The sequence below is a fragment of the Leptotrichia buccalis C-1013-b genome, assembly GCF_000023905.1.
Classification (GTDB): Bacteria; Fusobacteriota; Fusobacteriia; order Fusobacteriales; family Leptotrichiaceae; genus Leptotrichia; species Leptotrichia buccalis.
Genome location: NC_013192.1, coordinates 38,778 through 63,077 on the forward strand (window position 1 = coordinate 38,778; position 24,300 = coordinate 63,077).

At 28.8% G+C, this 24,300-nt stretch carries 21 protein-coding genes and 1 riboswitch; of the genes, 8 read left to right on the top strand and 13 right to left on the bottom strand.

Annotated features, from left to right (window positions below; translation table 11 throughout):
• Positions 1-27: 27 nt before the first annotated feature.
• Positions 28-2,472: a DNA methyltransferase gene (locus LEBU_RS00170; RefSeq protein WP_083767510.1), complete on the bottom strand. Its 2,445-nt coding sequence runs from the start codon at positions 2,470-2,472 to the stop codon at positions 28-30.
• Between the two features lie 420 nt (positions 2,473-2,892).
• On the opposite strand from LEBU_RS00170, the gene LEBU_RS12075 reads away from it, so the two are divergent.
• The 4 genes from LEBU_RS12075 (at position 2,893) to LEBU_RS00190 (ending at position 6,454) form a co-directional block, all read left to right on the top strand.
• The gene (locus LEBU_RS12075; RefSeq protein WP_012806165.1) at positions 2,893-3,249 is read left to right on the top strand and encodes an IS630 transposase-related protein; all 357 of its coding nucleotides are present in this window, start codon (positions 2,893-2,895) and stop codon (positions 3,247-3,249) included.
• Positions 3,250-3,446: 197 nt separating this feature from the next.
• Complete coding sequence (locus LEBU_RS12080; protein WP_083767511.1) at positions 3,447-3,767, top strand: transposase; 321 nt, start codon at positions 3,447-3,449, stop codon at positions 3,765-3,767.
• Positions 3,768-3,939: 172 nt separating this feature from the next.
• Positions 3,940-4,758 carry a hypothetical protein gene (locus LEBU_RS00185; protein ID WP_012806166.1) on the top strand — a complete coding sequence of 273 codons (819 nt, stop codon included), beginning with the start codon at positions 3,940-3,942 and terminating at the stop codon, positions 4,756-4,758.
• A 1-nt stretch (position 4,759) separates the two neighbouring features.
• On the top strand, positions 4,760-6,454 hold the full coding sequence (locus tag LEBU_RS00190; protein WP_012806167.1) for a peptide ABC transporter substrate-binding protein: 1,695 nt from the start codon (positions 4,760-4,762) through the stop codon (positions 6,452-6,454).
• Between the two features lie 752 nt (positions 6,455-7,206).
• Here the strand turns inward: LEBU_RS00190 and LEBU_RS00195 are convergent.
• The 10 genes from LEBU_RS00195 to LEBU_RS00240 all read right to left on the bottom strand — a co-directional run bounded on the left by LEBU_RS00195 (position 7,207) and on the right by LEBU_RS00240 (position 16,854).
• On the bottom strand, positions 7,207-7,926 hold the full coding sequence (locus tag LEBU_RS00195; protein WP_012806168.1) for a hypothetical protein: 720 nt from the start codon (positions 7,924-7,926) through the stop codon (positions 7,207-7,209).
• A 22-nt stretch (positions 7,927-7,948) separates the two neighbouring features.
• Positions 7,949-9,055, bottom strand: coding sequence for a pyridoxal phosphate-dependent aminotransferase (locus LEBU_RS00200; RefSeq protein WP_012806169.1), 1,107 nt, complete (start codon positions 9,053-9,055; stop codon positions 7,949-7,951).
• A gap of 265 nt (positions 9,056-9,320) precedes the next feature.
• Positions 9,321-10,292 carry a cobalamin biosynthesis protein gene (locus tag LEBU_RS00205; RefSeq protein ID WP_012806170.1) on the bottom strand — a complete coding sequence of 324 codons (972 nt, stop codon included), beginning with the start codon at positions 10,290-10,292 and terminating at the stop codon, positions 9,321-9,323.
• Complete coding sequence (locus LEBU_RS00210) at positions 10,285-11,790, bottom strand: cobyric acid synthase (protein WP_012806171.1); 1,506 nt, start codon at positions 11,788-11,790, stop codon at positions 10,285-10,287. The genes LEBU_RS00205 and LEBU_RS00210 overlap by 8 nt, the downstream gene beginning before the upstream one ends.
• 349 nt (positions 11,791-12,139) lie before the next feature.
• Positions 12,140-13,957: a DNA/RNA helicase domain-containing protein gene (locus tag LEBU_RS00215; RefSeq protein WP_012806172.1), complete on the bottom strand. Its 1,818-nt coding sequence runs from the start codon at positions 13,955-13,957 to the stop codon at positions 12,140-12,142.
• 184 nt (positions 13,958-14,141) lie between these two features.
• Positions 14,142-14,636: a sodium:proton symporter gene (locus tag LEBU_RS00220; RefSeq protein WP_012806173.1), complete on the bottom strand. Its 495-nt coding sequence runs from the start codon at positions 14,634-14,636 to the stop codon at positions 14,142-14,144.
• 18 nt (positions 14,637-14,654) lie between these two features.
• Entirely contained in the window at positions 14,655-15,161 is a 507-nt protein-coding gene (locus LEBU_RS00225; RefSeq protein ID WP_012806174.1) for a sodium:proton symporter, read from the bottom strand.
• Positions 15,162-15,179: 18 nt separating this feature from the next.
• Positions 15,180-15,671: a hypothetical protein gene (locus LEBU_RS00230; RefSeq protein WP_012806175.1), complete on the bottom strand. Its 492-nt coding sequence runs from the start codon at positions 15,669-15,671 to the stop codon at positions 15,180-15,182.
• A gap of 29 nt (positions 15,672-15,700) precedes the next feature.
• Entirely contained in the window at positions 15,701-16,429 is a 729-nt protein-coding gene (locus tag LEBU_RS00235) for a hypothetical protein (protein ID WP_012806176.1), read from the bottom strand.
• Positions 16,430-16,464: 35 nt separating this feature from the next.
• Complete coding sequence (locus tag LEBU_RS00240; RefSeq protein ID WP_012806177.1) at positions 16,465-16,854, bottom strand: MerR family transcriptional regulator; 390 nt, start codon at positions 16,852-16,854, stop codon at positions 16,465-16,467.
• A gap of 86 nt (positions 16,855-16,940) precedes the next feature.
• Here LEBU_RS00240 and LEBU_RS00245 point away from each other — a divergent pair, with 86 nt between their 5' ends.
• From LEBU_RS00245 to LEBU_RS00255, 3 genes are all read left to right on the top strand, one after another.
• The gene (locus LEBU_RS00245) at positions 16,941-17,720 is read left to right on the top strand and encodes an SDR family NAD(P)-dependent oxidoreductase (RefSeq protein WP_012806178.1); all 780 of its coding nucleotides are present in this window, start codon (positions 16,941-16,943) and stop codon (positions 17,718-17,720) included.
• A 121-nt stretch (positions 17,721-17,841) separates the two neighbouring features.
• Positions 17,842-19,185: an ISLre2-like element ISLbu1 family transposase gene (locus tag LEBU_RS00250; RefSeq protein WP_012806179.1), complete on the top strand. Its 1,344-nt coding sequence runs from the start codon at positions 17,842-17,844 to the stop codon at positions 19,183-19,185.
• Positions 19,186-19,385: 200 nt separating this feature from the next.
• Positions 19,386-20,210 carry an RNA-guided endonuclease TnpB family protein gene (locus LEBU_RS00255; protein ID WP_012806180.1) on the top strand — a complete coding sequence of 275 codons (825 nt, stop codon included), beginning with the start codon at positions 19,386-19,388 and terminating at the stop codon, positions 20,208-20,210.
• Between the two features lie 157 nt (positions 20,211-20,367).
• Here the strand turns inward: LEBU_RS00255 and cobS are convergent, their stop codons facing one another.
• Complete coding sequence (cobS, locus tag LEBU_RS00260) at positions 20,368-21,096, bottom strand: adenosylcobinamide-GDP ribazoletransferase (RefSeq protein ID WP_012806181.1); 729 nt, start codon at positions 21,094-21,096, stop codon at positions 20,368-20,370.
• A gap of 289 nt (positions 21,097-21,385) precedes the next feature.
• Positions 21,386-21,901 (bottom strand): thiol peroxidase, encoded by a 516-nt coding sequence (tpx, locus tag LEBU_RS00265; RefSeq protein ID WP_012806182.1) that lies wholly within the window; start codon positions 21,899-21,901, stop codon positions 21,386-21,388.
• Between the two features lie 389 nt (positions 21,902-22,290).
• Positions 22,291-22,426, top strand: a riboswitch (cobalamin riboswitch).
• 156 nt (positions 22,427-22,582) lie between these two features.
• Here tpx and nikA point away from each other — a divergent pair.
• Positions 22,583-24,205, top strand: coding sequence for a nickel ABC transporter substrate-binding protein (gene nikA, locus LEBU_RS00270; protein ID WP_012806183.1), 1,623 nt, complete (start codon positions 22,583-22,585; stop codon positions 24,203-24,205).
• Positions 24,206-24,300: the final 95 nt, after the last annotated feature.

Sequence of the window (24,300 nt, forward strand, 5' to 3'; positions counted from 1 at the left end):
AAAAAAACATTAAAAATAACATAGATTTCAAGTTTTCAGACACAGCCTATATTGATTTAGTTTACGTGCTGTCAATGATTTTATTTTTTTTACAGTATTTTCAATATTATTTTCTTCAGATATTATTAATAAGTGAATATGGTCTTGACATATATTGTATGCCAGTATCTTTAAATTATCATCTAATCTTATTTTTGCGATTACTTTAGTTATTAATAATTCTTCCTTTGAAGTTAATAGTTGAATATCGTTACTTTTGTTCACTTTATATTTTATCATACGCTCTGATATTCGGCTATTGTGTAATGCAGTGGTTATATGATATATTTTTATATTTGACAAGGGGTCAAGACCCCTTGCTTCAGACAGTGTCATTAAATTTTTTTTATCAATTATTTTTTCAGTTTTATTATTATGTAATTCATGTCCTTGTACATTTTGAGGTTTTTTGATATTCGCTAAGGCTTTAGGTAATGGTATTACAATTTCTTTCTCAATAACTTTTTTTATTTCTTTGCAGTATGGCTCAAGGTTATGTTTTTCTCGGTTATTATTAATATATTCCATTGTAGAAAATAACAATTCCTCTGAATATATTTCTTTTTTTCCATATTTTTGTGTCCAGACTTTTCTATCTTTTCCTTGTATTTTTTTTGTTTCTGACAAGGGGTCTTGACCCCTTGCAATTGCAGTATCAACGAAATTTTGATAATTTTTTGCTGTATTAAACACTTGCGGAAACTCCTTTTCCCAGTTAAATGCTAATTCCCCCGCAATTTCAATATCATCAATTAATGAATTTCCACATTTTATATTGTTTTCAAGTGTTGCAAGTGTTTTATTTTTATCAGCAGTTTTTAGCCATAATGATAATTTGGTGATTTCTACACTTTCCTTATTCAAATCCACCCCAAAAATATTATTTTGCAAGATTTCCTTTGTCGTATCGGAAAATAAATCTTTTGTTCCCGTCAAATCAAAAATTTTATCATTTAGATAATTGTTGTAATTTAATAAATATTCAAAAGCTGTGATTAAAAATGCTCCGCTTCCACAGGCAGGATCTACAATTTTTATATTTTTTACAGCCTCTCTGTATTTTGTCCAAAATTCTATATGCTTTTTATAATTTTTGCTGTAAATTCTTTCATCACTTTTTTTACTACTATATTTTATTTCAAAATCTGCTTCGGAAAGTTCAGGAAGTTTATCTTCGCCCAGCTCTTTTCGTTTGTCGTCAAGCCAGTTTTTTATCGAATTTTCTACAATGTATTTTGTTATATATTTTGGTGTGTAAAAAATACCGTCTTTTTTTCGTTTCCCTTTTTTCTTGTCAAATTCTTCCCCATTTAATTCTTTTTTTAAATCCTCTATATCGCTTATAGATTGCTCAAAAATATGCCCCAAGATATTTTCGTTCAGTTCAGAGTCAAAATCATATTCAGATATTTTTTTCATTTCTTCAAAAACTTCATTATCCACATAAAGACTCTCTAAAATATCGTCGTTTTTAAATAGCCCTCCATTAAAATGAGAAATATTTTCTCTCGGATTTCCTAAATTTATCCAATTGCAAAGCATTTTAAAAACTTCAAAAACATCTCCAAAGTTTTTACCTTTTTCTAAAGTCTTGTAAAAAATCTCGTTCGGAAGCAAGCCCTTGTCTTCACAAAAGCAGATAAACAGGAATCTGTCTAATAATTTTTGAACTTTTTCAATTATCGTATTTTCATTTACTGCGGGATTATTTTTTCGCATATTTTCAAAAATATGTAATCTAATAGCTTTATATTCATTATAAAATTTCTTCTCAATTTCAGCTTGATTTTTCTGGTACTCCTCAGAAAGTTCTATTGTTTTCGCTTTTTTCTTTTCAGTTCCTACCAAAGCATAAAATGAAAGAATATAAATAAATTTCTTAAATTCCAAATCATCTTTTAACTTTTCAAGAAAAAATACTTGATATTCTGTCATATCATTTGCCCTGTAAAGCCGTATTTCCTTATAGTTTGAAACTATAACCCATTGACAGTTTTTTCCGTATTTTGGAGCATAATTAAAAGCCTGTTCTACAGGCGTTCTTGTATCGCCAGTTCTTTTCTGCCTTACATCTAGCGAAACTTTCGCACCTTTCAGTTCAATTACAGCCCTGACATCTTTTTTTCCATCTGCATCAAAAAATCCCAAAACTCCATCAGCCTTCTGCCCATCTAACTTTGTTTTAGTTTCTCTTTCCAAATTCCATTCATTTTTTCCATCCGATTTATTCACAGCCCTCAACACAGTTGTAAAAATATCGTATAAAAATTCTCCTTGAAACTCTTCTTCTTTCGATTTATCCAGAACACCGTTTTCAAGATTATTTATCCATTTATTTAGCACTTTTCTTCTTTCAGAAAAATTATGTTTACTTAAATCGATTTCTTCTTCAGCCTTTTTAGCCAATATTTTCTGATTAAATAAATTATTCACAGAATTTTTTCACTCCTTATGCTCTATAATACTAACTCCCATAAAAAAAACAGAAATTATATTTTATTTATTTGCTGACAAGGGGTCTTGACCCCTTACTCAAAATACTACATAATAAATCTGCTATTTAAATAGGACATAGTGTAAATTACTATATATCTACATTCTATTAACTTTTCCATTTTTTGTCAATTCAATTTAATAATAAGATTCTCAAACATTCTAATCAGTAAATTTATAACAAAATAAAATAATAGGGAATATCTTATAAATCATAAGAATCCCCATTTGATATTCCTTCCCGTTTAAAGAATAAAAATCAAAAAATTCATGAAATTAAAGTCATTTTTTTTACGAGATTATGCGATTATATAGTGAAACTTATACAAAACCAACCTAAAAATAGGGTATAATAACTTTATGGCATATGAAAAAGATTATAGGAAAAGAATTTTAAATTTTTATTACGAAAATGGAAAAACAAAAACATTATTTCAGTTCAACATAAGTTCCAGCACATTGTACGGATGGATAAAACTTAAGAAGGAAACAGGAGATCTTTCATCAAGAACACGGAAAAGAAAATTTAAGGTGCTTGATCCTGAAAAACTTGATGAATATATGAAAGAGCCAAAGAATGCAGATAAATACATCCGTGAAATAGCAAAAGATTTTGGCTGTGGAAAGGAGACAGTGAGAGTAGCACTGAAAAAATTAGGATACACAAGAAAAAAAACAGACAAAATACAGGGAGCAGGACGAGAAAAAAGTAAATAGATATTTAAAGAAATTATCAGAAGCAAGTTCAGGCAGAGAAATAATCTATATTGATGAAACAGGCTTTGACGAATATTACTACCGTGAATACGGCTGGAGTAAAAGAGGAATGTCTATTGAAAGGAAGAAAAGAGGATTAAGAATATTCAAGAATAAATCTGGTTGCTGGAAAAATAGGGAATGCACTAATAGGAAGTATGATATACAGGGAAACAATGGAAAGTGAATTTTTTGAAGAATGGTTCAGGGAAATACTTTTAAGAGATATTGAAAAATTAGGGAAGAGAGTTCTAATAGTGATGGATAATGCCAGATTTCATAGAAAGAATATATTAGAAAAGATAATTAAGGAAACGGGGCATTATCTATTATTTCTTCCGCCATATTCGCCGGATTTAAATCCAATAGAAAAATTATGGGCTAATATGAAGAAAAAATTAAAAGACATAGCCCATAATTTTAATACACTAGAAGAAGCAGTTACTTCTGTTTTATTTAATAAATTAGTTCAATTTTAAATAGGTTTTACTATACAAAATAGAAAAGACAGGTTTTCTATTTTAAGAGAAAAGGATCCTTGCTAAGTTTAGAGATCAAAAATCTCATTTTATTTTAATCTTTTACTGCTAATAATTACATAAGAATAGAAAATAAATAAAAAAATATGCATTTCCGGAGGTAAGAGAATATATGAAAATAAATGATTTAAATGAAAAATTTGAAGATTTTGAAAAAGAGAATATCAGCAGTGTATTTCAAGGATTGATGAAAATAACAGGTATAGTCGTTTTAGCAGTTTTTCTTGTATTGTTTAAGAGAATGATATATATGCAATATTATCTTTCTTTTATAATGAAATTTAGGAGTACAGATGTAAAAGAAAAAATAACAATGCTAGCTGCAATATTTACATTATTTTCTCTTATTGTAATAATTGTATCAGCTATTATTTTTATAAAAATGATAAAAGACTATTTTAATGAAAATAGTATGGAATTATCTCATAAAATAAAGTATTATGTAATAATTTTCATAGGAATTTTAATTATTATAAATTCAATTATTGGAACATCTGAAGTTCTTAAACAGATGAAACTCAACTTTACTTTCATTCAGAAAATAATGCTGTTTTTATTTTCCGGAATTCCTTCAGGAGTAATAGCAACATCAGCAACTGCATTTTTTTCAGTAGTCTTTTTATTTTCAGTAAAAACATACGAAAAGAAATTGTATGAACACAGAATAATAGGAATAATTTATACTGCTATTGTTTCAATAATAGGATTATTAGGAATCAATTTTATAATGGAACTTTCTAACTTGTATAAAAATTACTCTTTTAAAGTGGGGCATGAATTTAAGCTTTTTATTCATTTCTTAAAATTTGTGTTGAGGTATAAAAATTTATACATTGAGATATTTAATATGTATTTCTGTGTAAATTTATTTGTAATAATATTTTTGGGAATTTTGCTGATTTTTGCTAAAAAAAATAGAGAGGGTGAATAAAATGAAAAAAATGTATACAATTTTTATATTATTATTAGGAGTATTCAATTTATCATGTTCTGAAAGTAAGACAGGAACATATTCTGAAAATAAGACAGAAAAAAATATATTTAATACAATTGTGGACACAATTAGTGGGGCTAAATTTGAATATAATGTTGCTGAAAGTACTCCTGATACTTTTAATTTAGTACATCTGTTTCTTCCTGAATCTTACGATGCTCAGCTGCTTAATGATAAACACCCTGAAAATATCAGAAATTATGAAGCTGCCGATATTTTTGACCTTTTATTTGAAGGACTTGTCAGAATTGATGAAAATGGGAAAATAGTTCCTGGACTGGCAGAGAAATGGGAAACAGGCAAGGATAAAACCAAGTGGACTTTTCATCTGAGAAAAGGATTGAAATATTCTGACGGAACTCCTATAAAAGCTGAAGATTTTAAAACTGCATTGTTGAGAATGCTGAATCCTGAAATAATATCTCCGAATACGGATGTCCTTTTTCTTATAAAGAACGGCAGAGAATTTTATGAAGGAAAGGTAAAAGCCGAAAATGTAGGGATAAAAATATTGGATAATAATGAAACTATTGAACTGGAACTAACCAAGCCGATAGGATATTTTGATATGTTAATGACAAAAGTAGAATTTTCACCTTTAAATCAGGAATTTTTTGGGAAATTGGGAGAAAAATACGGAAAAATACCTGAAAATATTTTATATTCAGGACCTTATATCATAAAAAGTATAGGAAAAAGAAAATTATTATTGGAAAAAAATAAAAATTACTGGAACGGTAACAGTATAAAAATGAATAAAATCAATGTTTATGGCGGTTTATGGGACGGAGACGACTATAAAAGAATTGCTGAAAGTAAAGGAATAGATGCAACTGTTGTATATTCTCAATTCTTTTCAAGAACCAAGCTCAAAAATGACATGAAAGAAACACAGAGATTATCTACAGGTTCTTCTCATTATTATGTTTTCAATACTAAAGTAAAAGCATTAAGTAATCCTAAGGTCAGAAAGGCTATAGATGCTGTAATGGCAGGAGAAACAAGGAAAGAATACGGATTTGTTCCGGAATACATCAGTATTAATGGAAAAAATTTCTCTGCTTTAGCTGCAAAAAATGGAAAAACTGAAAGTGAGAGTTATCATTACAAAAATATAAAAGAATTATTAGATGAGGGATTAAAAGAATTAGGAATAAATAAAATGCCTGTTTTAAATATTGTCATTAAAGAAAATTCCATTGACGGGTTCTCAGAAAATTTAAAAAAACATCTTGGAATAGATGTCGAAGTTACAAGAATGTCTTATAAGGACTTAATTTTAAAATCAAGAAAAAAAGATTTTGATATAATTGAAAATGAAATTTTGTTAGGATTTAATGACCCGATACTTTACCTTGAAAGATTTGTATCAGACAGTCCTTATAATTACGGTTCTTATTCTAATTCTGAATATGATAAACTTATAAAAATTGCCTCTGAAACAAAAGATATTAACATCAGAACGGATGCTCTAATCAAAGCTGAAAATATATATGAGAAAGAAAATCCTGCAGCAAAAATGGGCTACGGTGAAATTACTCATATTATTCTTGAAAGACCGGGAATAAAAGAACTGAAATTAGTTCCTTATGGCGGGATTTTATATTTAAGAAATGTTAATAAAGCTAAATAGAAGTTTAAAAAAGGCTCTTTGTCAAGTGTAACAAAAAGTAAAAATATATAGTAAAACCTATATAACTATTAAAATATCCTTTAATTAAATTTTATCATTAAGTATCCATATAAAGTTTTTTTATTTAAATTTTGAAAAACTGCTTATTGTTAATAAATATTTTTTCATAATCCTATGTTTTTTCTTTTTATATAAGCAAGGGAAATCAGTCGCCATTTCCCCTCATTTCGCAATAATAGTTATTTTAACATATTTAACTATAACATATTAAAGAAAATGGCGAAAGTGCTACGCACTAACCCTGGCTCGTCTAAGCATTTTTTTGAAACAAAAACGAAACTCGCTAACGCTCAGACAGTCGTTTTCATTCCAAAAAAATCACGACATTCTATATTAAATTATAAAGATTATTATATTTAAGTTCTTAAATTTGGAAAATATTAAATAAGCAAAATTTCGTTAAAGGAAAAATAACTGTCTGAGCGTAGTTTTACGAAGCGAGTTTTATTTTTTCTTTATAAGAAAGTTTTGCGTAAGCGGGGTTGTAAGGGCATGGTGTCTGATGCCCTTACGTTACAAAAAATCAAATAAAAAATAGAAAAACTATTATTAATCATAGTATTTATAAATAAAATTATAAAAGTCTTTAAGTTGGATACTTAAGAATTAAATTCGATTTTTCTAACAAGTCTATCAAATTAATTATTATAAAGTTTTACTGCTATTTTTTAAATGGAGTTTAGTATAAAATACTAATAAACATATTTTGCAATCTCATCGACTATATCGCTTGTCATTTCATCTAATACATATTTTTTATTAGCTTTAATAGTTTTCCATTCTTCCTTAGGCTTATTTGCCTTTTCATCAAACATATTTCCGCCAGTAGTAATTTTTACTTTATTAGTAGAAAAATTAATGCTAAATTCCTCTTGATTGCCAGAATTTCTCATATATGAATTATTGTCAAATCCGATAAGTTCGAATTTTTTGTTTTGAAATCTAAAAGTGTATGTATTTTGTGTTACTGACCAGCTTCCTGCACTCAAAAAATAATTAAATTTAATTTTTAAAATATTATTTTTTATGCTAATATTGTCTAAAGTATCCATAAGAGCTGGATTTTCCTTATCTCCTGCACTTTTGATAAAACCTTTGTCATTCTTGCTTACCAAAATATAGTTTCCATTTTTTTGCTTGAACAAAACCAAAAGTATTCTTGGATTTAAGTTTAAATATTCAGAGCCAAGATTTTCATTTTTCACAATGTTCGCCTTATCATCTTTTTCAATAACAACGACGGTATCTTCAAGTTTATCGTTATTCAAATCCCCTTTAGCCGAAAGAATCGTTTTCCAGCCTGCCGGAACGAATCCATTTACATTTTTTGCATTATCTGGAAAGTTTTCTCCCAAAGCAAAAAGTGAGCAAATTAAAAATACCGATAAAATAAATAATAATCCTCTTTTCATAAATAATACATCTTTCCTTTTTTTATTCTAAAATTTTTTTCAAAGCCTTAATAACCCTATCATTACTCTTTCTGTCCTTAATTGCCAGCCTAAAAAATCTTTCATCTAAAAATTTGAAATTGGACGCATCCCTTATCAAAATTCCTTCTTCCATCATCTTTTCCCGCAATTTTTTCACATTCAGCCCTTTAGAAATCAGCTCATCTTTTATTTTTACGCAAATAAAGTTTATTTCAGTTTTATAAGGCTTTATTCCTGAAATTTCATTCAGTCTTTCATACATGTATCTTTTTTCTTCTGTTATCCAGTTTAATGTCTTTTCTATGTATTCTGTATCATCAAGCACCGTTATTCCAGCCATTTCAGCGATATTGTTCACACTCCACGGCTCTTTTTTTTCAGCGATTTTATTTTCTAAATTTTTGTCAAAATAAATTCCATATCCCAATCGTAATCCTGGAATAGCAAAAAATTTTGTAAATGCACGAGTTACAAACAAATTTTTCTTGTTTTCCCCACTATTTACAATGCTTTCCTTTAGACCGTCCTCTAAAAATTCGATAAATGCCTCATCAATAAATAACTTTGTATCATATCTATTGCATTCTCTCAAAATTTCCTCTGTTTCAGCCATTTTCAAAAATTTTCCAGTCGGATTATTCGGATTGCAAATTATTACCAAATCATATTTTTTCTCAAGTTCCTTTTTTAATTTCCCAATATTAAGCCTAAACTCCTCTTTTTCTTCTAATTCAAAATATTCAATTTCAATTTTCTGACTTTCAGAATTTTTGCATGCTCTTACTGCCCTTTCATATTCCCCAAAAGTAGGTGACACAACCAGCACTTTTTTTGGTTTTATCACTTTTATGAACAAAAATATAGCTTCTGTCGCACCGTTTCCCAGCACAATATTTTCCAGTTCAACTTTATTTAGCCAAGCCAATTTTTCACGCAATTCCACATAATCAGGGTCAGGATACCTCTCAAGAATCCCAATATTTTCAGCAATTTTCTGCTTTAAGCTCTCAGGCACTCCGTAAGGATTGATATTTGAGCTGTAATCCAGTATTTCTGTTATATTTTTTTCCCTGAATATTTTATAAATATTTCCACCATGAAAATCCATTTTTTTCTCCATTCATTCTATTGTTATAGTAAAAATCAAATTCAAAAATTATGACTAAATTTCTATCAATTCGATATTAAAAGGTTTCAAATATAATTTATTATAACCAATTATTCATATATTTTCATCTTTTAATGCTAAACCCCATTTCAAAAAAAAGAAATTATATTTTATTTATTTTCTGACAAGGGGTCTTGACCCCTTGCTAAACAGAACTTATAACAAATCCATTATTTTAAGGGGAATAGTATAAGTAAATATTTTTTTATTTGATATTCAAAATTTTTATAAAAAAATAAGCTCCTGTAAATATAAGTGAAAATATCACTAAACTTAAAAAACTTGTAACATACATTATTCTTATATTTTTTCTTATATCTTCCAGTTCAAATTCCTTTGTTTTATCTCCTATCGTAGGTTTATCTATCTCTTTCCCAAAATACGATACTTTTCCTCCAAACTGCACTCCCAATGCCCCTGCAACGCTCGCTTCTGAATGTGCCGAATTTGGACTGCTATGATTTTTTCTGTCTCTTAGAAATATTTTTAGCGAATTTTTATAATCGTAGCCTAAAATCATACTGGCAAGCACTATCAAAATTCCTGTAATTCTCGCAGGAATAAAGTTAGCCACATCGTCAACCTTTGCAGAAAATTTACCAAAATCCATATATTTCTCATTTTTATACCCGACCATCGAATCTAACGTGTTTATCGCCTTATACGTCATTGCCAGCGGCATTCCTCCCAAAAACATATAAAACATAGGAGCAACTATTCCATCAACTGTATTTTCAGAAATTGTTTCCATTGTACTTCTTATTATCATCTTTTCATCCATCGTTTCCGTATCTCTTGACACAAGATAGGACAAGTCTTTTCTTGCTCTTTCTATGTCCCCTTCTTTCAGAATCCTGTAAACTCTGTTTCCTTCACGTGCCAATGAATTTATTGAAAAAATTGTATACATCAGGTAAATTTCAATAATCATAAAAAATACTGAAATTTTTACAGACTTGGAAATTAGATACATTGATGTGTACGTTATAGAAACAGTAAAAATATTAAGCGCTGCCCCAGCTAAAAATTTATACTTTTTTCTTAACAAAACTTTTTCTCCAGCACTTATTATCTTCCCAATAACCTGAACAGGATGAACGACATTCTGCGGATCTCCAAATATCAAGTCCAATACATACGCTATCAAAATTTTTATAAAAAATATCAATCTATTCACATCCCATTATCTCATAAATTTTCTCAATATCCACATTCTCTCTCAAAATCTGTGCCAACTTATCATATTCTTGATTCTTGTATTCCTTAAAGCTAAAATCTTCATTCACTTTGTCAAGCCCCTTCAATTTTCTCACTTCATTCAGAAAATGATTTGTAAATTCAGAATTGTCAAATATTCCATGAATGTAAGTTCCCCCAACATTGCCTTTTACAGCACCTTTTAACTTTTCGTCGTCAAAAATACACTTTATTTCAGTTTTTTCCTCATTTACAGGATAACTGTAGCCTTGATGTATTTCATAGCCTTTTATTTCAATGCCATCCATTCCAGCGAGTATTCCATCTGCATTTTTTATTTTCTTTTCATACTGTGTTGTTGTTTTTGCTGTTTCCATAACTGTTTCTATGTCTAATAAATCTAAGCCTGAAATTTCTTTTAGATTAGATTCAATATTTTGAGGATCCATTATTTTTTGTCCCATTATTTGAAAACCACCACAAATTCCAAATACTATCGTTCCTCTTTTTGCAAGCCTTATAATTTCCCTGCTTATATTTTTATCAATCAAGTCCTTCATGTCTTCCACAGTATTTTTAGAGCCAGGAATAATAATAATGTCCTCATCTCCAAGTTCAGAGCTTTTTGTAACATATTTCAAGGAAACATCGCTATAATGGCTAAGTGCGTCAATATCTGTAAAATTCGATATATGTTTTAGTTTAATAACCGAAATCCGAATTTTCCCTTCTTTTTTCACATTATACTTATCAATCCCTAGACTGTCCTCTTCCTCAATTCCTAGCGGCACAAACGGCACTACTCCCAGAACAGGCACATTTGTCAACTCTTCAATCATCTCAATTCCAGGAGTCAAAAGGCTCTTATCTCCTCTAAATTTATTTATAATTACACCTTTTATCCGTTTTCTCTCACTTTCTTCAAGCAGCATAATTGTCCCGTAAATTGCCGCAAAAACACCGCCTCTGTCAATATCAGCAACCAGAATAACAGGCGAATCAGCCATTTCCGCCATCCCTGTATTTACAATGTCGTCTTCCTTCAAGTTAATTTCCGCAGGGCTTCCTGCCCCTTCCAGCACGCAAATATCAAAGTTATCCCTTATGTGGTTGTACGCCGCCATTATATCTTTTTTTAAATTATGCTTATAGGCAAAATATTCTCTCGCATCCATGTTTTTGTAAACTTTTCCATTCACAATAACCTGTGATTTTCTGTCTGTTGTAGGTTTTAATAATATCGGATTCATAAATGCCTGTGGCTCGATATTAGCCGCTTCAGCCTGCACCACCTGAGCTCTCCCCATCTCTTTTCCATCCTTCGTAATAAACGAATTTAAAGCCATATTCTGTGACTTAAACGGCACCACACTATACCCGTCCTGATAAAATATTCTGCAAAATCCTGCATTGATTATGCTTTTTCCGACATTAGAACCTGTCCCCAGCAACATTATATTTTTGTGTTTTCTTTCCATAAATTCTGCTCCTTTTAGTTATTAAATATTTTTATTTCTAAAAATCTATAAAATTATATTAGGCTGTGTCTGAAAACTCAAAATCTATGTTATTTTTAATGTTTTTTTTATTTTATAAATTATACAAATCACCATAAAATCAGTGTTTATTATTTTTGATTTTGGAAAAATTTGTTAAAAATTCATCATTTGGAGAGTTTTCAGACACGCCCTAATACAGTATCTTAAATTTTTTATTTTCTCTACTTTTTGAAAAGGTTTTTTCTCTTTTATTATGTAAATTCTATTATTATCAAGTTTTTGTAGTCTTTTTCTTTTACAATTAACTTTTATTAAAAAAGTCAAATTATTATAAAATTTCCATTCCTACTCCTACTAAAACTTCATAAACTGGTGATAATTTTTTTGGAACATAAATAATAAAGCCATCACGTCCACGTGTAAGCAAAACTCTGTAACTATTAACACGATATAAACTATCTCCTGCATTATTTTTATCAAAGTTTTCCCATTTTCTTTCTTTTTCATTCCACAACATATCCTCGCCCCATCCAATTATAGGCATATCAATTTCCAAACCTTGACATTGAAATTCTGAAATTGCCTGTTCTATTCGATAATTAAAATCATTATCATTAAACCATTTTACTACATTTATATCAGTATTATTTTTCTTATTTTTGAAATTTTCGGAATATTTAGCTTGAGATGAAGCCATTACGCCGTAATATTTTTTCTCATTTTTAGAATATCTTTTAAAACAATATTTTTTAGCTTTTCCAAAACTATGTGTAACATACATATTAAATCCTGAGTTTAAAATTGATGGAGCTAATTCTTTTGCTTTTTCTATATCACTATTTAACAAAAAATTTACAAATTGACTTACTTTATTAGCTAAATGGCTTCTCAAACTAATATCCAAATCAAAATTATCATTTTTAATAATATTACTCGAACTTTTAAATATAGAAGTTAATCTTTCTGGACAAATAACTTCCCATTTTTTCTCACTTTTACTAATCGCCTCGTTCCAATGTGCTAAATTGGAGCTTTCGCCATTATAAATTTCTTGTCCTTCTCCTACAAGAACTACGAGAACTCCCCAGTCTAAGCGTTTTTCTGTCATTTCAATTAAGATATCTGGTTCTGAGCGATTAATTTTTTTCTTAAAATTCATTCGCTCTTTATCCCAAGCACGCTGCCCTTCATCAAATACAATTACATTTTTATCAAAATCTGTTGCTCCCTTTTCCAAATACTCATTAATAACTTTGTGAATACTTTTTACAAATACATTACTATTTTTTCCCAGCGTATTTGATAAAACTTTAATTAATGAACCATTTCCAGACAAATAAATAGAATTTATACTTTTAATGCTTTCGCAAATATCATAAACATACTGTAATCCTAAATATGTTTTCCCCGCTCCCGGCACTCCAGTAACAAACACCAAAATATGTTTTTTCTTCTTTTTGGCATCAATAGTTATATTTTGTAAATTTTCCATAGCAGCAGGAATCCTAGTGCTGCTTACTCTACGAATGTTTGGAAGTTCCTCATTTTTCATTATTACTCGTGCAGCTTCTATAATTGTAGGAAGTGGTTCATATTTTGAATAAATCCAATTTTTTAAACTTTTTCCATTCATTTTATTTTCTTTTGTTACTACTCTTTGAATTACTTCTGATAAATAATTAATTGAACATATAGTAATGCTCTTTTTTCTCTTAGTTTTTTTATTTTCAGATTTTGTAAGTACTAAAATTGGTATTATTTTTTTATTTCTTGATTCAAAATGATATTCTTGAATGTCACGAAAATACGCTACTGTTTGATCAATATCTTCCACCAAAAAATTCTTTTTCATTTTAAATTCTAAAATAAAAACTTTTTCATTACTCAAAATAATAACATCTATCCTTCTTCCACCTTCATACGGCAATTCGTATTCAAATATAATATTAAAATTTTTCTTAATTTCTTCAATTTTTACAAGAATTTTTTTCAACTGCTCAAAACTATCATCCCAAGCCTTAATTTGCAGCTCTCCAAGTTCCAAATTATAATTTTCTCGAAAATTCTTTTTCATTTTATTTAACCAATTACTTTTTTCTTCGTTTAAAAAATTCTCGATAGAATTTGCGTAACAATAACGTTTCATATTCCTAATCCCCTCTTACTTTCTAAAAAATCTAAATTACCAATTTTTCCCAACAATATTGAATTCTTATTTTAATTTTTCCTAAAAAAATTATAATGTTTTCATAAATAACTTATTTATTCTTAGTAAAACAATTATAACAGATAAAAATGCCATAAGCAAATTGGATTTGCAAAAAATATTTTTATTTTCTTTTAGATTTTATTCTGTCCAATACTTTCTTAACTTTATCGCTATAAAATACTCCAATTACAAATGAAACATGCGATAATATACAAAATATATATTTTCTCCCATTTGTCAAACGAGACATTATCGAACTATATTCATTTTCAAAAATAGCTCTAAACACAAAATAAATAAATATTACAATCATTACCAAAATTAATACTTTTTTATTCATTTTTTTTAGAAATCTTTTGCACAAATATCCTAAGAAGTACATAATTCCCAATATTATTATCAAGCAAAACAACGAAAACACAATTACAAAAATCTTCAAAATCTGCTCTGGAGCTTCCAACAAAATCCCAGTAGAAAATAATGTAAAAATAAACCAAAACAAATATGCTAACACTGGATATATTACTGACTGAACTAAAAAATAAATTATTGTAAATAAAATTAATCCTAAAAAATTATTCGGTTTTCTCACAAGCTTATTTGTATTTTTTTCCACTTATTTTTCCTCCTTCTTTTATTTTTTTCTTTTAAATTTTATTCTATCTAATATTTTTTTGACTTTATCGCTATGAAATGCTCCCATTATATACGAAATATGAAATATAGTACAAAATATATACTTTTTCTCATCTATTAAAGCATCAATTATTGAATTTTGATCTCCAGCAACAGTTTTGTACAAAAAATAAATCAATATTACAATCATTACGGTATTTAATCCTATTTTATTCATTTTTCCTAGAAAATCTTTACATAAATATCCTAAATAACACATAAATCCAGATAATATTACCAAACAAACACAATAAAATAGATAAGTTAAAATAACTTGAATTTCTTTTATTTTTAAAATTCCCAAAGCATCTGCTATTCCTCCAAAAATCAGCGTGAAAGAAAACCAGAATAAAAATCCTAATAGCGGATATATCACATTCTGAACTAAAAAATAAATTATCGCAAATAAAATTAATCCTAAAAAATTATTCGGTTTTCTCACAAGCTTATTTGTATTTTTTTCCACTTATTTTTCCTCCTTCTTTTATTTTTTTCTTTTAAATTTTATTCTATCTAATATTTTTTTGACTTTATCACTAAAAAATACTCCAACTGTGTAAAAAATATGTGATGCTGTACAGAAAATATGTATTTCCCGTGCTGTCGGCGCAAACATTGCTGTACTTTCATCTGTTTCTGTAAAAACTTTATACAAAAAATAAATTAAAATAGCTGTCATTACACTGCCTAATACCGTTTTATCCATTTTTTTCAAAAATTTACTGCACAAATATCCTAAGTAAAATACAAGAATAAGCACCATTATTAAAGCAATTCCCGAAATTACAACAGCAATAGTGGTCATAGCCACTTGCGGAAGATGTAAAAATTCCAGAGTATTAAGAATAATTCCTGCTGACGACATCGCAAAAACCAGCCAGAACAAAAGTGCTAATGCTGGATATATTGTTTTCTGAAAGAAAAAGTAAATTACTGTAAATAAAACTAATACTAAAAAACTTTTTGCTTTTGACATAAATTTATTTTCATCCTTTTTTCTCCTTACTAATCTTTATTACTTTTTGTAATTTTTCTATTTTTTATAAACAGATAAATAATTTCCATAAGCAACATTACACTCCAAAACATCAAATAGAATGCTCTGTCTTTTTTATAATTTATTTCCAATTTCTTGCTTAATTCTGAATTTAAAGAAATATTTTCATCTAAATCTCCTGTTTTATCTAATTGATATTGATATAAGATTTCTTTTTTACTCCCAAATTTATCAACAAAGTACTCAGCATCCTGTAATTTTATTTCTTTTAAACCTAATCTTTTTTCTAAAGTTTTCTCATCTAAGTTATATTCAATTTTATTGTCGTTAATGAAAAAATATGTTTCTGGTTTGACACCATATTTTCCTTCGTAAGAATCTGTTTCTTCTATATAACCAACCCAAGTATTATTAATTTTAGCTAATCCATTTAAATACAAAATCAAATCTTCAAGCTTCGTCTTATCAACAAGTTTATAAACTTCATGCTCTAAATCCGAACTCAAAGTTCTTTTTATCAAAAAATTTTTTGATATTTTAATCTCACTGTTACGGTTAACTGTGTCATAAGGAAAACGAAGATACCTAACAAATAATAATGATAAAATCGTAAATGCAATAAGAAAATTAAACTTTCGTTTTGAAACAAAAAACCAGAAAGTTAATAAAATTAATACTGGAATTATAAAAGGTGATAACAAGGCAAATCCCCAAATTATATTTGTATCTGTAAGCATATTTACTCCTAAATTTCTATATATTTATGACCCTTTTATTTTTCAGAAATACTTTTTAAAAAACTCTCATAAATCTCAAGTTTATCATCAAGATTTTGTAAATATTTTTGCCACTTTTCAATTTCTATGTTTACATATTTTTTATGATTTGTCAAAATTTTTATTCTTTCTTTTATCGTTCCGTTCCCTTCATATCGTAAATCTGAATATTTCTTAATTTCACTCAATTTCATTCCCATATCTTTTAATCTTTTTAACATTTTTATCCATTCAATGTCAGTTTCATCGTATATTCTTCTATTCTTTTCGTCTCTTTTTACACGAAACAGTTCCTTTTTTTCATAAAATCTTATTGTATATGGTGTTAAGCCTGTTTTTTCTGAAAATTCCTTTATTTGCATTATTTTTTGTTCATTCTTTTTCATTTTATTTTCTCCTTTCAAAAAACTCTTGACTTATACTATACTCTAACTGCTATCCTTTATTTATCAAATTTATGGAGGTAATAACTATGAAAACCAAATATACTGTTATAACAGGAGCAAGTTCGGGAATAGGTAGAGCTGTGGCTCTAAAATTTGCAGAAAGAAATAAAAATCTTATTCTGATTGCACGAAGAAAGAATTTACTAAAAGACTTAAAAAGCGACATTTTGAAGAAAAATCCTAATTTGGACATTCTTGTAATAGATTTTGACTTAACAGATGTCGGTAAAATCCCTGAACTATATTCAAAATTAAAAAATTATCACATTGAAACTTTAATAAACAATGCAGGTTTTGGAATGTATGGCGATGTAAAAGAGCAGCCTTTAAATAAAATTTCAGATATGCTTCATATCAATGTAGAGGCATTAACTTTGCTATCTTCTTTATACGTCCAAGATTACTACAACGAAAAAGGATCTCAATTAATCAATATCTCCTCAGCAGGAGGCTACACAATCGTTCCGAACGGAATTGTCTACTGTGCCACAAAATTTTACGTAAACGCCTTCACAGAAGGACTTGCGCTAGAATTAAAGCAAAACAACGCACAATTAAAAGCAAAAATCCTAGCACCCGCCGCAACCAAAACTAACTTTGGAAATGTAGCAACTGGTAAAACTGATTTTGATTATGATAAATCTTATCCAAACTATCATACATCCGAAGAAATGGCAAATTTTCTCATTCAACTTTACGAAAGCGACAAAACTGTCGGTTACATCAGCCGTGAAACTTTTGAATTTAACTTATCTGATGGATTTTTTCAAAATGCATTTAGTTCTAAAAATAATGTGAAATTTTAAATATTAGTTGACAGAGTAAAAAAAAATAGGGGCAAATAAATTTAATTAAATTTCAAATTAACAAAAAAGAGGAAACCAGTTACAATATAATCGCCAATCCTATTGAAAGGTGGTTTCCTCTATGATTAGAATATCAAATTTTTTTTCACTTGTAAAGACTTTTTTTAAAAATATTTTTTCCTTCAGACTTCCGTTTGAGCAGCAGTTTAAGCTGTTTGTCACAAAAGCTTTTGAAATGCTGTTTAGAGTTTATGTCAAAAGAGTTGATGATCACTTCTTTCATTCCAACGAAAGAAAAGATAAGTTTAAAAGCAAAGGATTTGTTAAAAGAACTGTTACTACTGCCTTCGGGGATGTAACTTTTGAACGTCGAAAATATGTAAACAAAAAAACAGGCATTCACTATTACATTGATGAAAAAATTGGACTTAAGCGGTATAGACGGCTTTCTGAGGAGATGATTTTTACTATACTTTTTGAATATCAGTATACTACAGCTTCATTTCTTGCAAAAACTTACGGTGTTTCAAGGGCTACCGTGTATAATCTTGTCAATTCTTTTCAAATGCCGAAACTTGATATTGAAAGATTTGAAAGAGACGACAATTCGCCAGTATATATGGAGATTGATGAAGATCATATGAAGTGTAGAAGAAGTAAAAATACATATATGAGGATGGTTGTAATACATCGTGGAATTGAGGAAATCTGCACAGACAGGAACAAACTCATTGACAAGCACACAATAATGTTTCCTACATCCGTATCGCTTGAGGAAGTGTCGGAGTATGTACTTAACTATCTTGAAAAAAGATACAATATGGACAAAAAGAAACTAATTGTGAACTCTGATGGAGGAATATGGATAGACAGCTTTGTAAGAGAACTTGGAATTTACAAGCCAATACACATTTATGACAAGTTCCATTTAGTAAAAGCCATAGCTGAAATTTCTAAAAGGGACAAGGAAATATCAAAAAATCTTTACAAATGGCTAAAGGGAGGCGATTTTAAAGAACTTGAAAACTTTTATGAAAATTTCAAGGAAAAGGAGAATGTAAGTCAGAGAAGAAAAGACTATACGAAGATGCTGTTTAACCAATATGAGAAGATAAGAAGAATATATACGGAGGAAGACTACATAGGCTCAAGGACGGAAGCCCTAGTGTCCCACGAATGCTCAAGATTTCTATCAAGTAGGCCAAAAGCATTTTCAAGAAGAAAGATAAAGGCAAGAGCGTTATACCACACTTTCTTTGCAAACTATGGAAAAAACAGGGAAAAGGCGTATGAATTGTACTTTAGCGGCAAAAGAACGAGTTCACTAGAAAAGGCAATAGAGATGGAATGCTTGACAGAAATTGTTAATGAAACAGGAAAAAGCACAAATCTGCCATATTTGAGAGGAGGAGAATGTACGCTTAGGGAAGTTTTGAAAGAAGTATCACAAAGTAAAATATTTTAAAAAAAGCAGTCAAAAAAGTTTGTTGTGGTATTTAATGACTGCCCCTATTTTTTTTACTCTGTCTTTTTTTGTAAAAAAATTGAAAAAAGGATACGTCTATGATACAATTTTTGTATAAAATATCGAAGAGAAATCTTAATGATAAATTTCTAAAGAAATAATTAAAAATAATACTCAAAATCAAAAGGAGGTGTAATTTTATGAAATATAATTTAGCATTCAAATACAGAATTTATCCAAATAAAGAGCAGGAATTATTGATAAACAAGACTTTTGGATGTGTTCGTTTTGTTTACAATACAATTTTGTACACTGCGAATAAAATTTATGAAGAAACTGGGGAAAATAAAATAATTACACCTGCCAGATTGAAAAGTGAAAACCAATTTTTGAAAGAAGTAGACAGTCTGGCACTTTCAAATGCTCAATTGAATGTAAAACGATCGTTTACGAATTTCTTTCAGAAGAGAGCAAAGTTTCCAAGGTTCAAATCTAAAAAGAATAATATTAAAAGTTACACGACAAATTGTGTGAATAACTCAATACGAATTGAGGAAAACAAATATTTGGTTTTGCCAAAATTGAAAAGAGTAAAATTGAAATATCATAGAGAAATACCGGGGAATTACAGGATAAAGTTGGTAACATTGACAAATAGTAATGGAAATTACTATGTTTCTGTTTTGACAGAATTTGAAAAAGAAATTCAAAAAAATCCAAGTAATGATAAAGTGATTGGACTTGATTTTTCAATGTCTGAATTATTTATCAGTTCTGAAAACCAAAGGGCTGATTATCCAAGATATTTTAGGATGTTGGAGAAAAAATTGAAAAAATTACAAAAATCATTATCAAGAAAAGTGAGATTTTCTAAAAATTGGTATAAACAAAAAATCAAAATATCAAAATTGCATGAATATATCAAAAATTGTCGAAGAGATTTTCTACATAAATTATCGAAAAAATTGTCTGAAGCGTATAATGCTGTGGAATTGAAATTGATAGAGATTACAATGCGGCATTGAATATAAAAAACATTGGAAAAGAAATGTTGAAATATTAGGAAATAAAAAAACAGGGTAGGAACTACTCAAAGAGCTTGGTAAATATATTTGGCTAACAAAAGCAGATACTTCCCAAGAAACTCCCGCTTCTAAAAACGGGAGTAGTTCACTTTTAGAATTAATTTAATATTATTCCAGCAAATAAAACTAATAATGCTGTAAGTTCCAAAGAAGCTCCCATAGTGTCTCCTGTTATCCCTCCAATTTTTCTCTTTACATTTTGCATAAACCAAAGTATAAATATTATTGCCAGAAGTAATATTGTCAGACCTTTTATTTTCATAATTCCAAAGGACAATACTGCTACTATTATGATAGAAATAATAGCTTCTTTTTTCCCATTCTGGTCGATAATTCCATTACTCATTCCATCTTTTCTTGCATATTCTCCAAATCCTGCATTCATTGATGTTGACAATCTTGAAATTATTGGATAAAGAAGCAAATATCCAGATTTAACTTGAGAAAGAAACACAAACTTTGCTATAAAATATAATATAAGTATTACCGTTCCATTTGTACCAATCCTTGAATCCTTCATTATTTCAAGCATTTTTTCCTTTTTCGCATAACTGAAAAGTCCATCCGCAGTATCTGCCAGCCCATCAATATGAATAAGCCCTGTTATCAAAATTTCCGCTATTATTAAAGCTATTGCAATAATTTGCCTATTTCCCGTAATCTTTCCTGCCAAAAAATTTACAGCAAAAAGAAAAACTCCTATTATTGCTCCAACTAGTGGAAAATATTTTACTGATTTTCCCAGTTTTTCTTCATCATATTCCATATTTACAGGAATTGGCAGTCTTGTCATAAATTGCATCAAAATTATAAATTCTTTTATCATATTTCTTTTCCTTTTTTTTCTTAAAATATAGTTTCATAGTAATGCCACTTTAAAATCAAGCTCAAAGATTATGGCAATCTGATGAAATCTAGATTTATTTAATTTTTTATCATATTTTAGCATAAATTTAAAAAAATTTACAAAAAAATTGAAATTAAATAAAAAATAATGAAGCAAAATAATAAAAATCCTACTTCATTATATATTTTACTGTTTTAAAATTAAATTGATAAAATTGAATAATCTCAACTCTTTAATTTAAATTCAAACAAGTTTTTCTAGTTTTATCCTATACTAGCTCTTTTATTACTTCCAATGCTTTTTCATAATCTGGATGTTCTCCAATTTCAGGAACATATTCCACATATCTTATGATTCCATCTTTATCCACAATAACTGTTCCACGTGATAATAATCTCAGTTCCTTTATTACAAATCCATATTTTGTCCCAAAATCCAGCTCTTTATGGTCTGAAGTTGTCAAAGCATTTTTAATTCCTTTATCTGCGCAATATCTTCCAAGTGCAAACGGCAAGTCAACTGAAATACTTAATAATTGCACATCATCTCCAAAATTTGCCGCTTCCTGATTAAATCTTGACAGTTGTAATGCACACACACCTGTATCTACTGATGGAAATACCGCAATTACAACAACTTTTCCTTTATAGTCGCTTAATTTTACTTCTTTCAGCTCTGCGGACAAAACTGTAAAATCAGGTGCTACATCTCCTGCTTTCACTTCGTTTCCTACAAGAGTTACAGGATTTCCTTTAAATGTTACTTTATTTTTTATTTCTGACATATTTACATCTCCTTTTCTTTTTTGCAATTATAACATATTTAAAATTATTTGTATAGAAAAAATATTTGTATATCAAATAAAAAATAAAAATTATACGATAAAACTACTTTTACACCTATAAAATTAAAAACTTCTTGCTAAATTTCATTCAAATAACATATGTTATATTATTTCACATATTTAAATTTATTTAAAAGTCAGAAATTTACTAATAATGTTGTAAAAAAATACATAAATGTATTAAAATTTGTATAAATTACAAGATTATTATTTTTATAGTAAAAACACTTCAAAATCGAACTTCAAAATCATAACTATTTTACACAAATTCTAAATTATTTTTTAATAGCTTGAATATTAAAAAATTTGAAAACACATTGAACATAAACTTAAATATTATTATGACTGATTTGAAAAAATCGAAAGATAGGGAAGTAAGTGAGATTCTTACACTGTCCCGCAACCGTGAAAAAACTGTATTTTACAGTTTTTAAGTCGGATAACTATCCATAATAATTATTCATTAATTGACTACGGCAGATGGTTAGATGAAATCCCTGAAATTATTTAGTCTTTTTTTAATATCAGTATTTTTCAACCGTTTGTCTTAGAGAAACGGTTTTTTTATTTTTTTGAAGTAATATAAAAATAATAAAAATATAAAATAGAAGGAGAGAAAAGATGAAAAATTCATTCAAAACGATTATCGTCATGTTGATGATGGGACTTATTTTTGCTTGCCAGCCAAAGCAAAAAGATGCAGCAAAAGGAAAAACAGAAAAATCTGGTAAAATTACATTGGCATTTAATCAGGAGCCTACTGGGAACTTAAATCCTCACGAATACTTGCCAAGCCAGTTTATTACACAAGATATGGTTTATGACGGTCTTGTTTCTTATGGGGAAAATGGAAAAATTAAGCCAATGCTGGCAGAATCTTGGGATATTTCCAAAGATGGAAAAACTTATACTTTTAAATTAAGAAAAAATGTAAAATTTTCAGATGGTTCAGATTTTAATGCAAAAAATGTTGTAAAAAACTTTGATACTGTCTTTTCTAAAGAAAATAAATCAAATCACTCATGGTTTGCATTTACTAATCATTTGAAATCATACAGAGCAATTGACGACTATACATTTGAAATAGTTTTAGATACAGCTTATACTGCAACACTCTATGACTTGGCAATGATCCGTCCTATACGTTTTCTTGGAGATGCTGGATTTCCTGACAATGGAGATACTTCAAAAGGAATCAAAAAACCTATAGGAACAGGAGCTTGGGTATTAAAAGAACATAAAAACAATGAATATTCAGTTTTTGTAAGAAATGAATATTACTGGGGAGAAAAACCTGCCGCTTCAGAAGTTGTAATAAAAGCTATTCCTGATAGTGAAACACTTGCACTTCAATTTGAATCAGGTGATATTGACTTGATCTATGGAAACGGGTTAATCAGCCTAGATAGATTTGAAACATACAGACAAGATAAAAAATACACTACAGCCACTTCTGAACCAATGTCTACAAGAATGATACTTTTAAATACTACAAGCCCTATTTTAAAAGATCTTAAGGTAAGACAGGCATTAAGTCACGCCGTAGATAAGCAAAGCATAGCAAAAAATATATTTGGTGGTATTGAAAAACCTGCTGATACGATTTTTGCACCAAATGTACCTCACACAAATGTAGAAGTTACAAAATATAATTTTGACTTGGCAAAAGCACAGGCATTGCTTGATGAGGCAGGATGGAAAAAAGGTGCTGACGGTATGAGAGAAAAAGATGGTAAAAAAATGATTCTATCTTTCCCTTACATCAGTTCTAAAGTTACAGATAAAAATGTAGGAGAATACATTCAAGGAGAATGGAAAAAAATTGGTATCCAAGTTGACTTAAAGGCAATGGAAGAAAAAGCATACTGGGAAAATGCAACTACAAAAAATTATGACTTAATGTCTGACTATTCATGGGGTGCCCCTTGGGATCCACACGCTTACCTGACTGCAATGGCTGATGATTCAGTTAATGGAACAAATCCAGCTTATGCCGCACAGCTAGGCTTACCTATGAAAGCTGAGCTAGACAAAACTATCAGAGCTTTATTAATTGAACCTGATCAAACTAAATTAAACGAAATGTATAAATACGTATTAACTACTTTACAAGAGCAGGCCGTATATATTCCAATCAGTTATCAGGCTTTACTAAGCGTTTACAGAACAGGAGAACTGGAAGGCGTGAAATTTATGCCTGAAGAAAACAGGCTCCCTGTATGGACAACAGTAAAAGTAAAATAAATTACAAATATTGAAATAATAAAACCTCTTTAAAGCTGAACTCAGAAATTACAACTGCTTTAGCCATGCTAAACTACATTTTAAAAATAGAATAA

What these genes read in the sequence shown, in the direction of transcription:
- LEBU_RS12075 (WP_012806165.1), top strand. Translation starts at nt 2,893, where the DNA reads ATGGCATATGAAAAAGATTATAGGAAAAGAATTTTAAATTTTTATTAC.
- LEBU_RS12080 (WP_083767511.1), top strand. Translation starts at nt 3,447, where the DNA reads ATGATATACAGGGAAACAATGGAAAGTGAATTTTTTGAAGAATGGTTC.
- LEBU_RS00185 (WP_012806166.1), top strand. Translation starts at nt 3,940, where the DNA reads ATGAAAATAAATGATTTAAATGAAAAATTTGAAGATTTTGAAAAAGAG.
- LEBU_RS00190 (WP_012806167.1), top strand. Translation starts at nt 4,760, where the DNA reads ATGAAAAAAATGTATACAATTTTTATATTATTATTAGGAGTATTCAAT.
- LEBU_RS00195 (WP_012806168.1), bottom strand. Translation starts at nt 7,926, where the DNA reads ATGAAAAGAGGATTATTATTTATTTTATCGGTATTTTTAATTTGCTCA.
- LEBU_RS00200 (WP_012806169.1), bottom strand. Translation starts at nt 9,055, where the DNA reads ATGGATTTTCATGGTGGAAATATTTATAAAATATTCAGGGAAAAAAAT.
- LEBU_RS00210 (WP_012806171.1), bottom strand. Translation starts at nt 11,790, where the DNA reads ATGGAAAGAAAACACAAAAATATAATGTTGCTGGGGACAGGTTCTAAT.
- LEBU_RS00215 (WP_012806172.1), bottom strand. Translation starts at nt 13,957, where the DNA reads ATGAAACGTTATTGTTACGCAAATTCTATCGAGAATTTTTTAAACGAA.
- LEBU_RS00230 (WP_012806175.1), bottom strand. Translation starts at nt 15,671, where the DNA reads ATGTCAAAAGCAAAAAGTTTTTTAGTATTAGTTTTATTTACAGTAATT.
- LEBU_RS00235 (WP_012806176.1), bottom strand. Translation starts at nt 16,429, where the DNA reads ATGCTTACAGATACAAATATAATTTGGGGATTTGCCTTGTTATCACCT.
- LEBU_RS00240 (WP_012806177.1), bottom strand. Translation starts at nt 16,854, where the DNA reads ATGAAAAAGAATGAACAAAAAATAATGCAAATAAAGGAATTTTCAGAA.
- LEBU_RS00245 (WP_012806178.1), top strand. Translation starts at nt 16,941, where the DNA reads ATGAAAACCAAATATACTGTTATAACAGGAGCAAGTTCGGGAATAGGT.
- LEBU_RS00250 (WP_012806179.1), top strand. Translation starts at nt 17,842, where the DNA reads ATGATTAGAATATCAAATTTTTTTTCACTTGTAAAGACTTTTTTTAAA.
- LEBU_RS00255 (WP_012806180.1), top strand. Translation starts at nt 19,386, where the DNA reads ATGAAATATAATTTAGCATTCAAATACAGAATTTATCCAAATAAAGAG.
- cobS (WP_012806181.1), bottom strand. Translation starts at nt 21,096, where the DNA reads ATGATAAAAGAATTTATAATTTTGATGCAATTTATGACAAGACTGCCA.
- tpx (WP_012806182.1), bottom strand. Translation starts at nt 21,901, where the DNA reads ATGTCAGAAATAAAAAATAAAGTAACATTTAAAGGAAATCCTGTAACT.
- nikA (WP_012806183.1), top strand. Translation starts at nt 22,583, where the DNA reads ATGAAAAATTCATTCAAAACGATTATCGTCATGTTGATGATGGGACTT.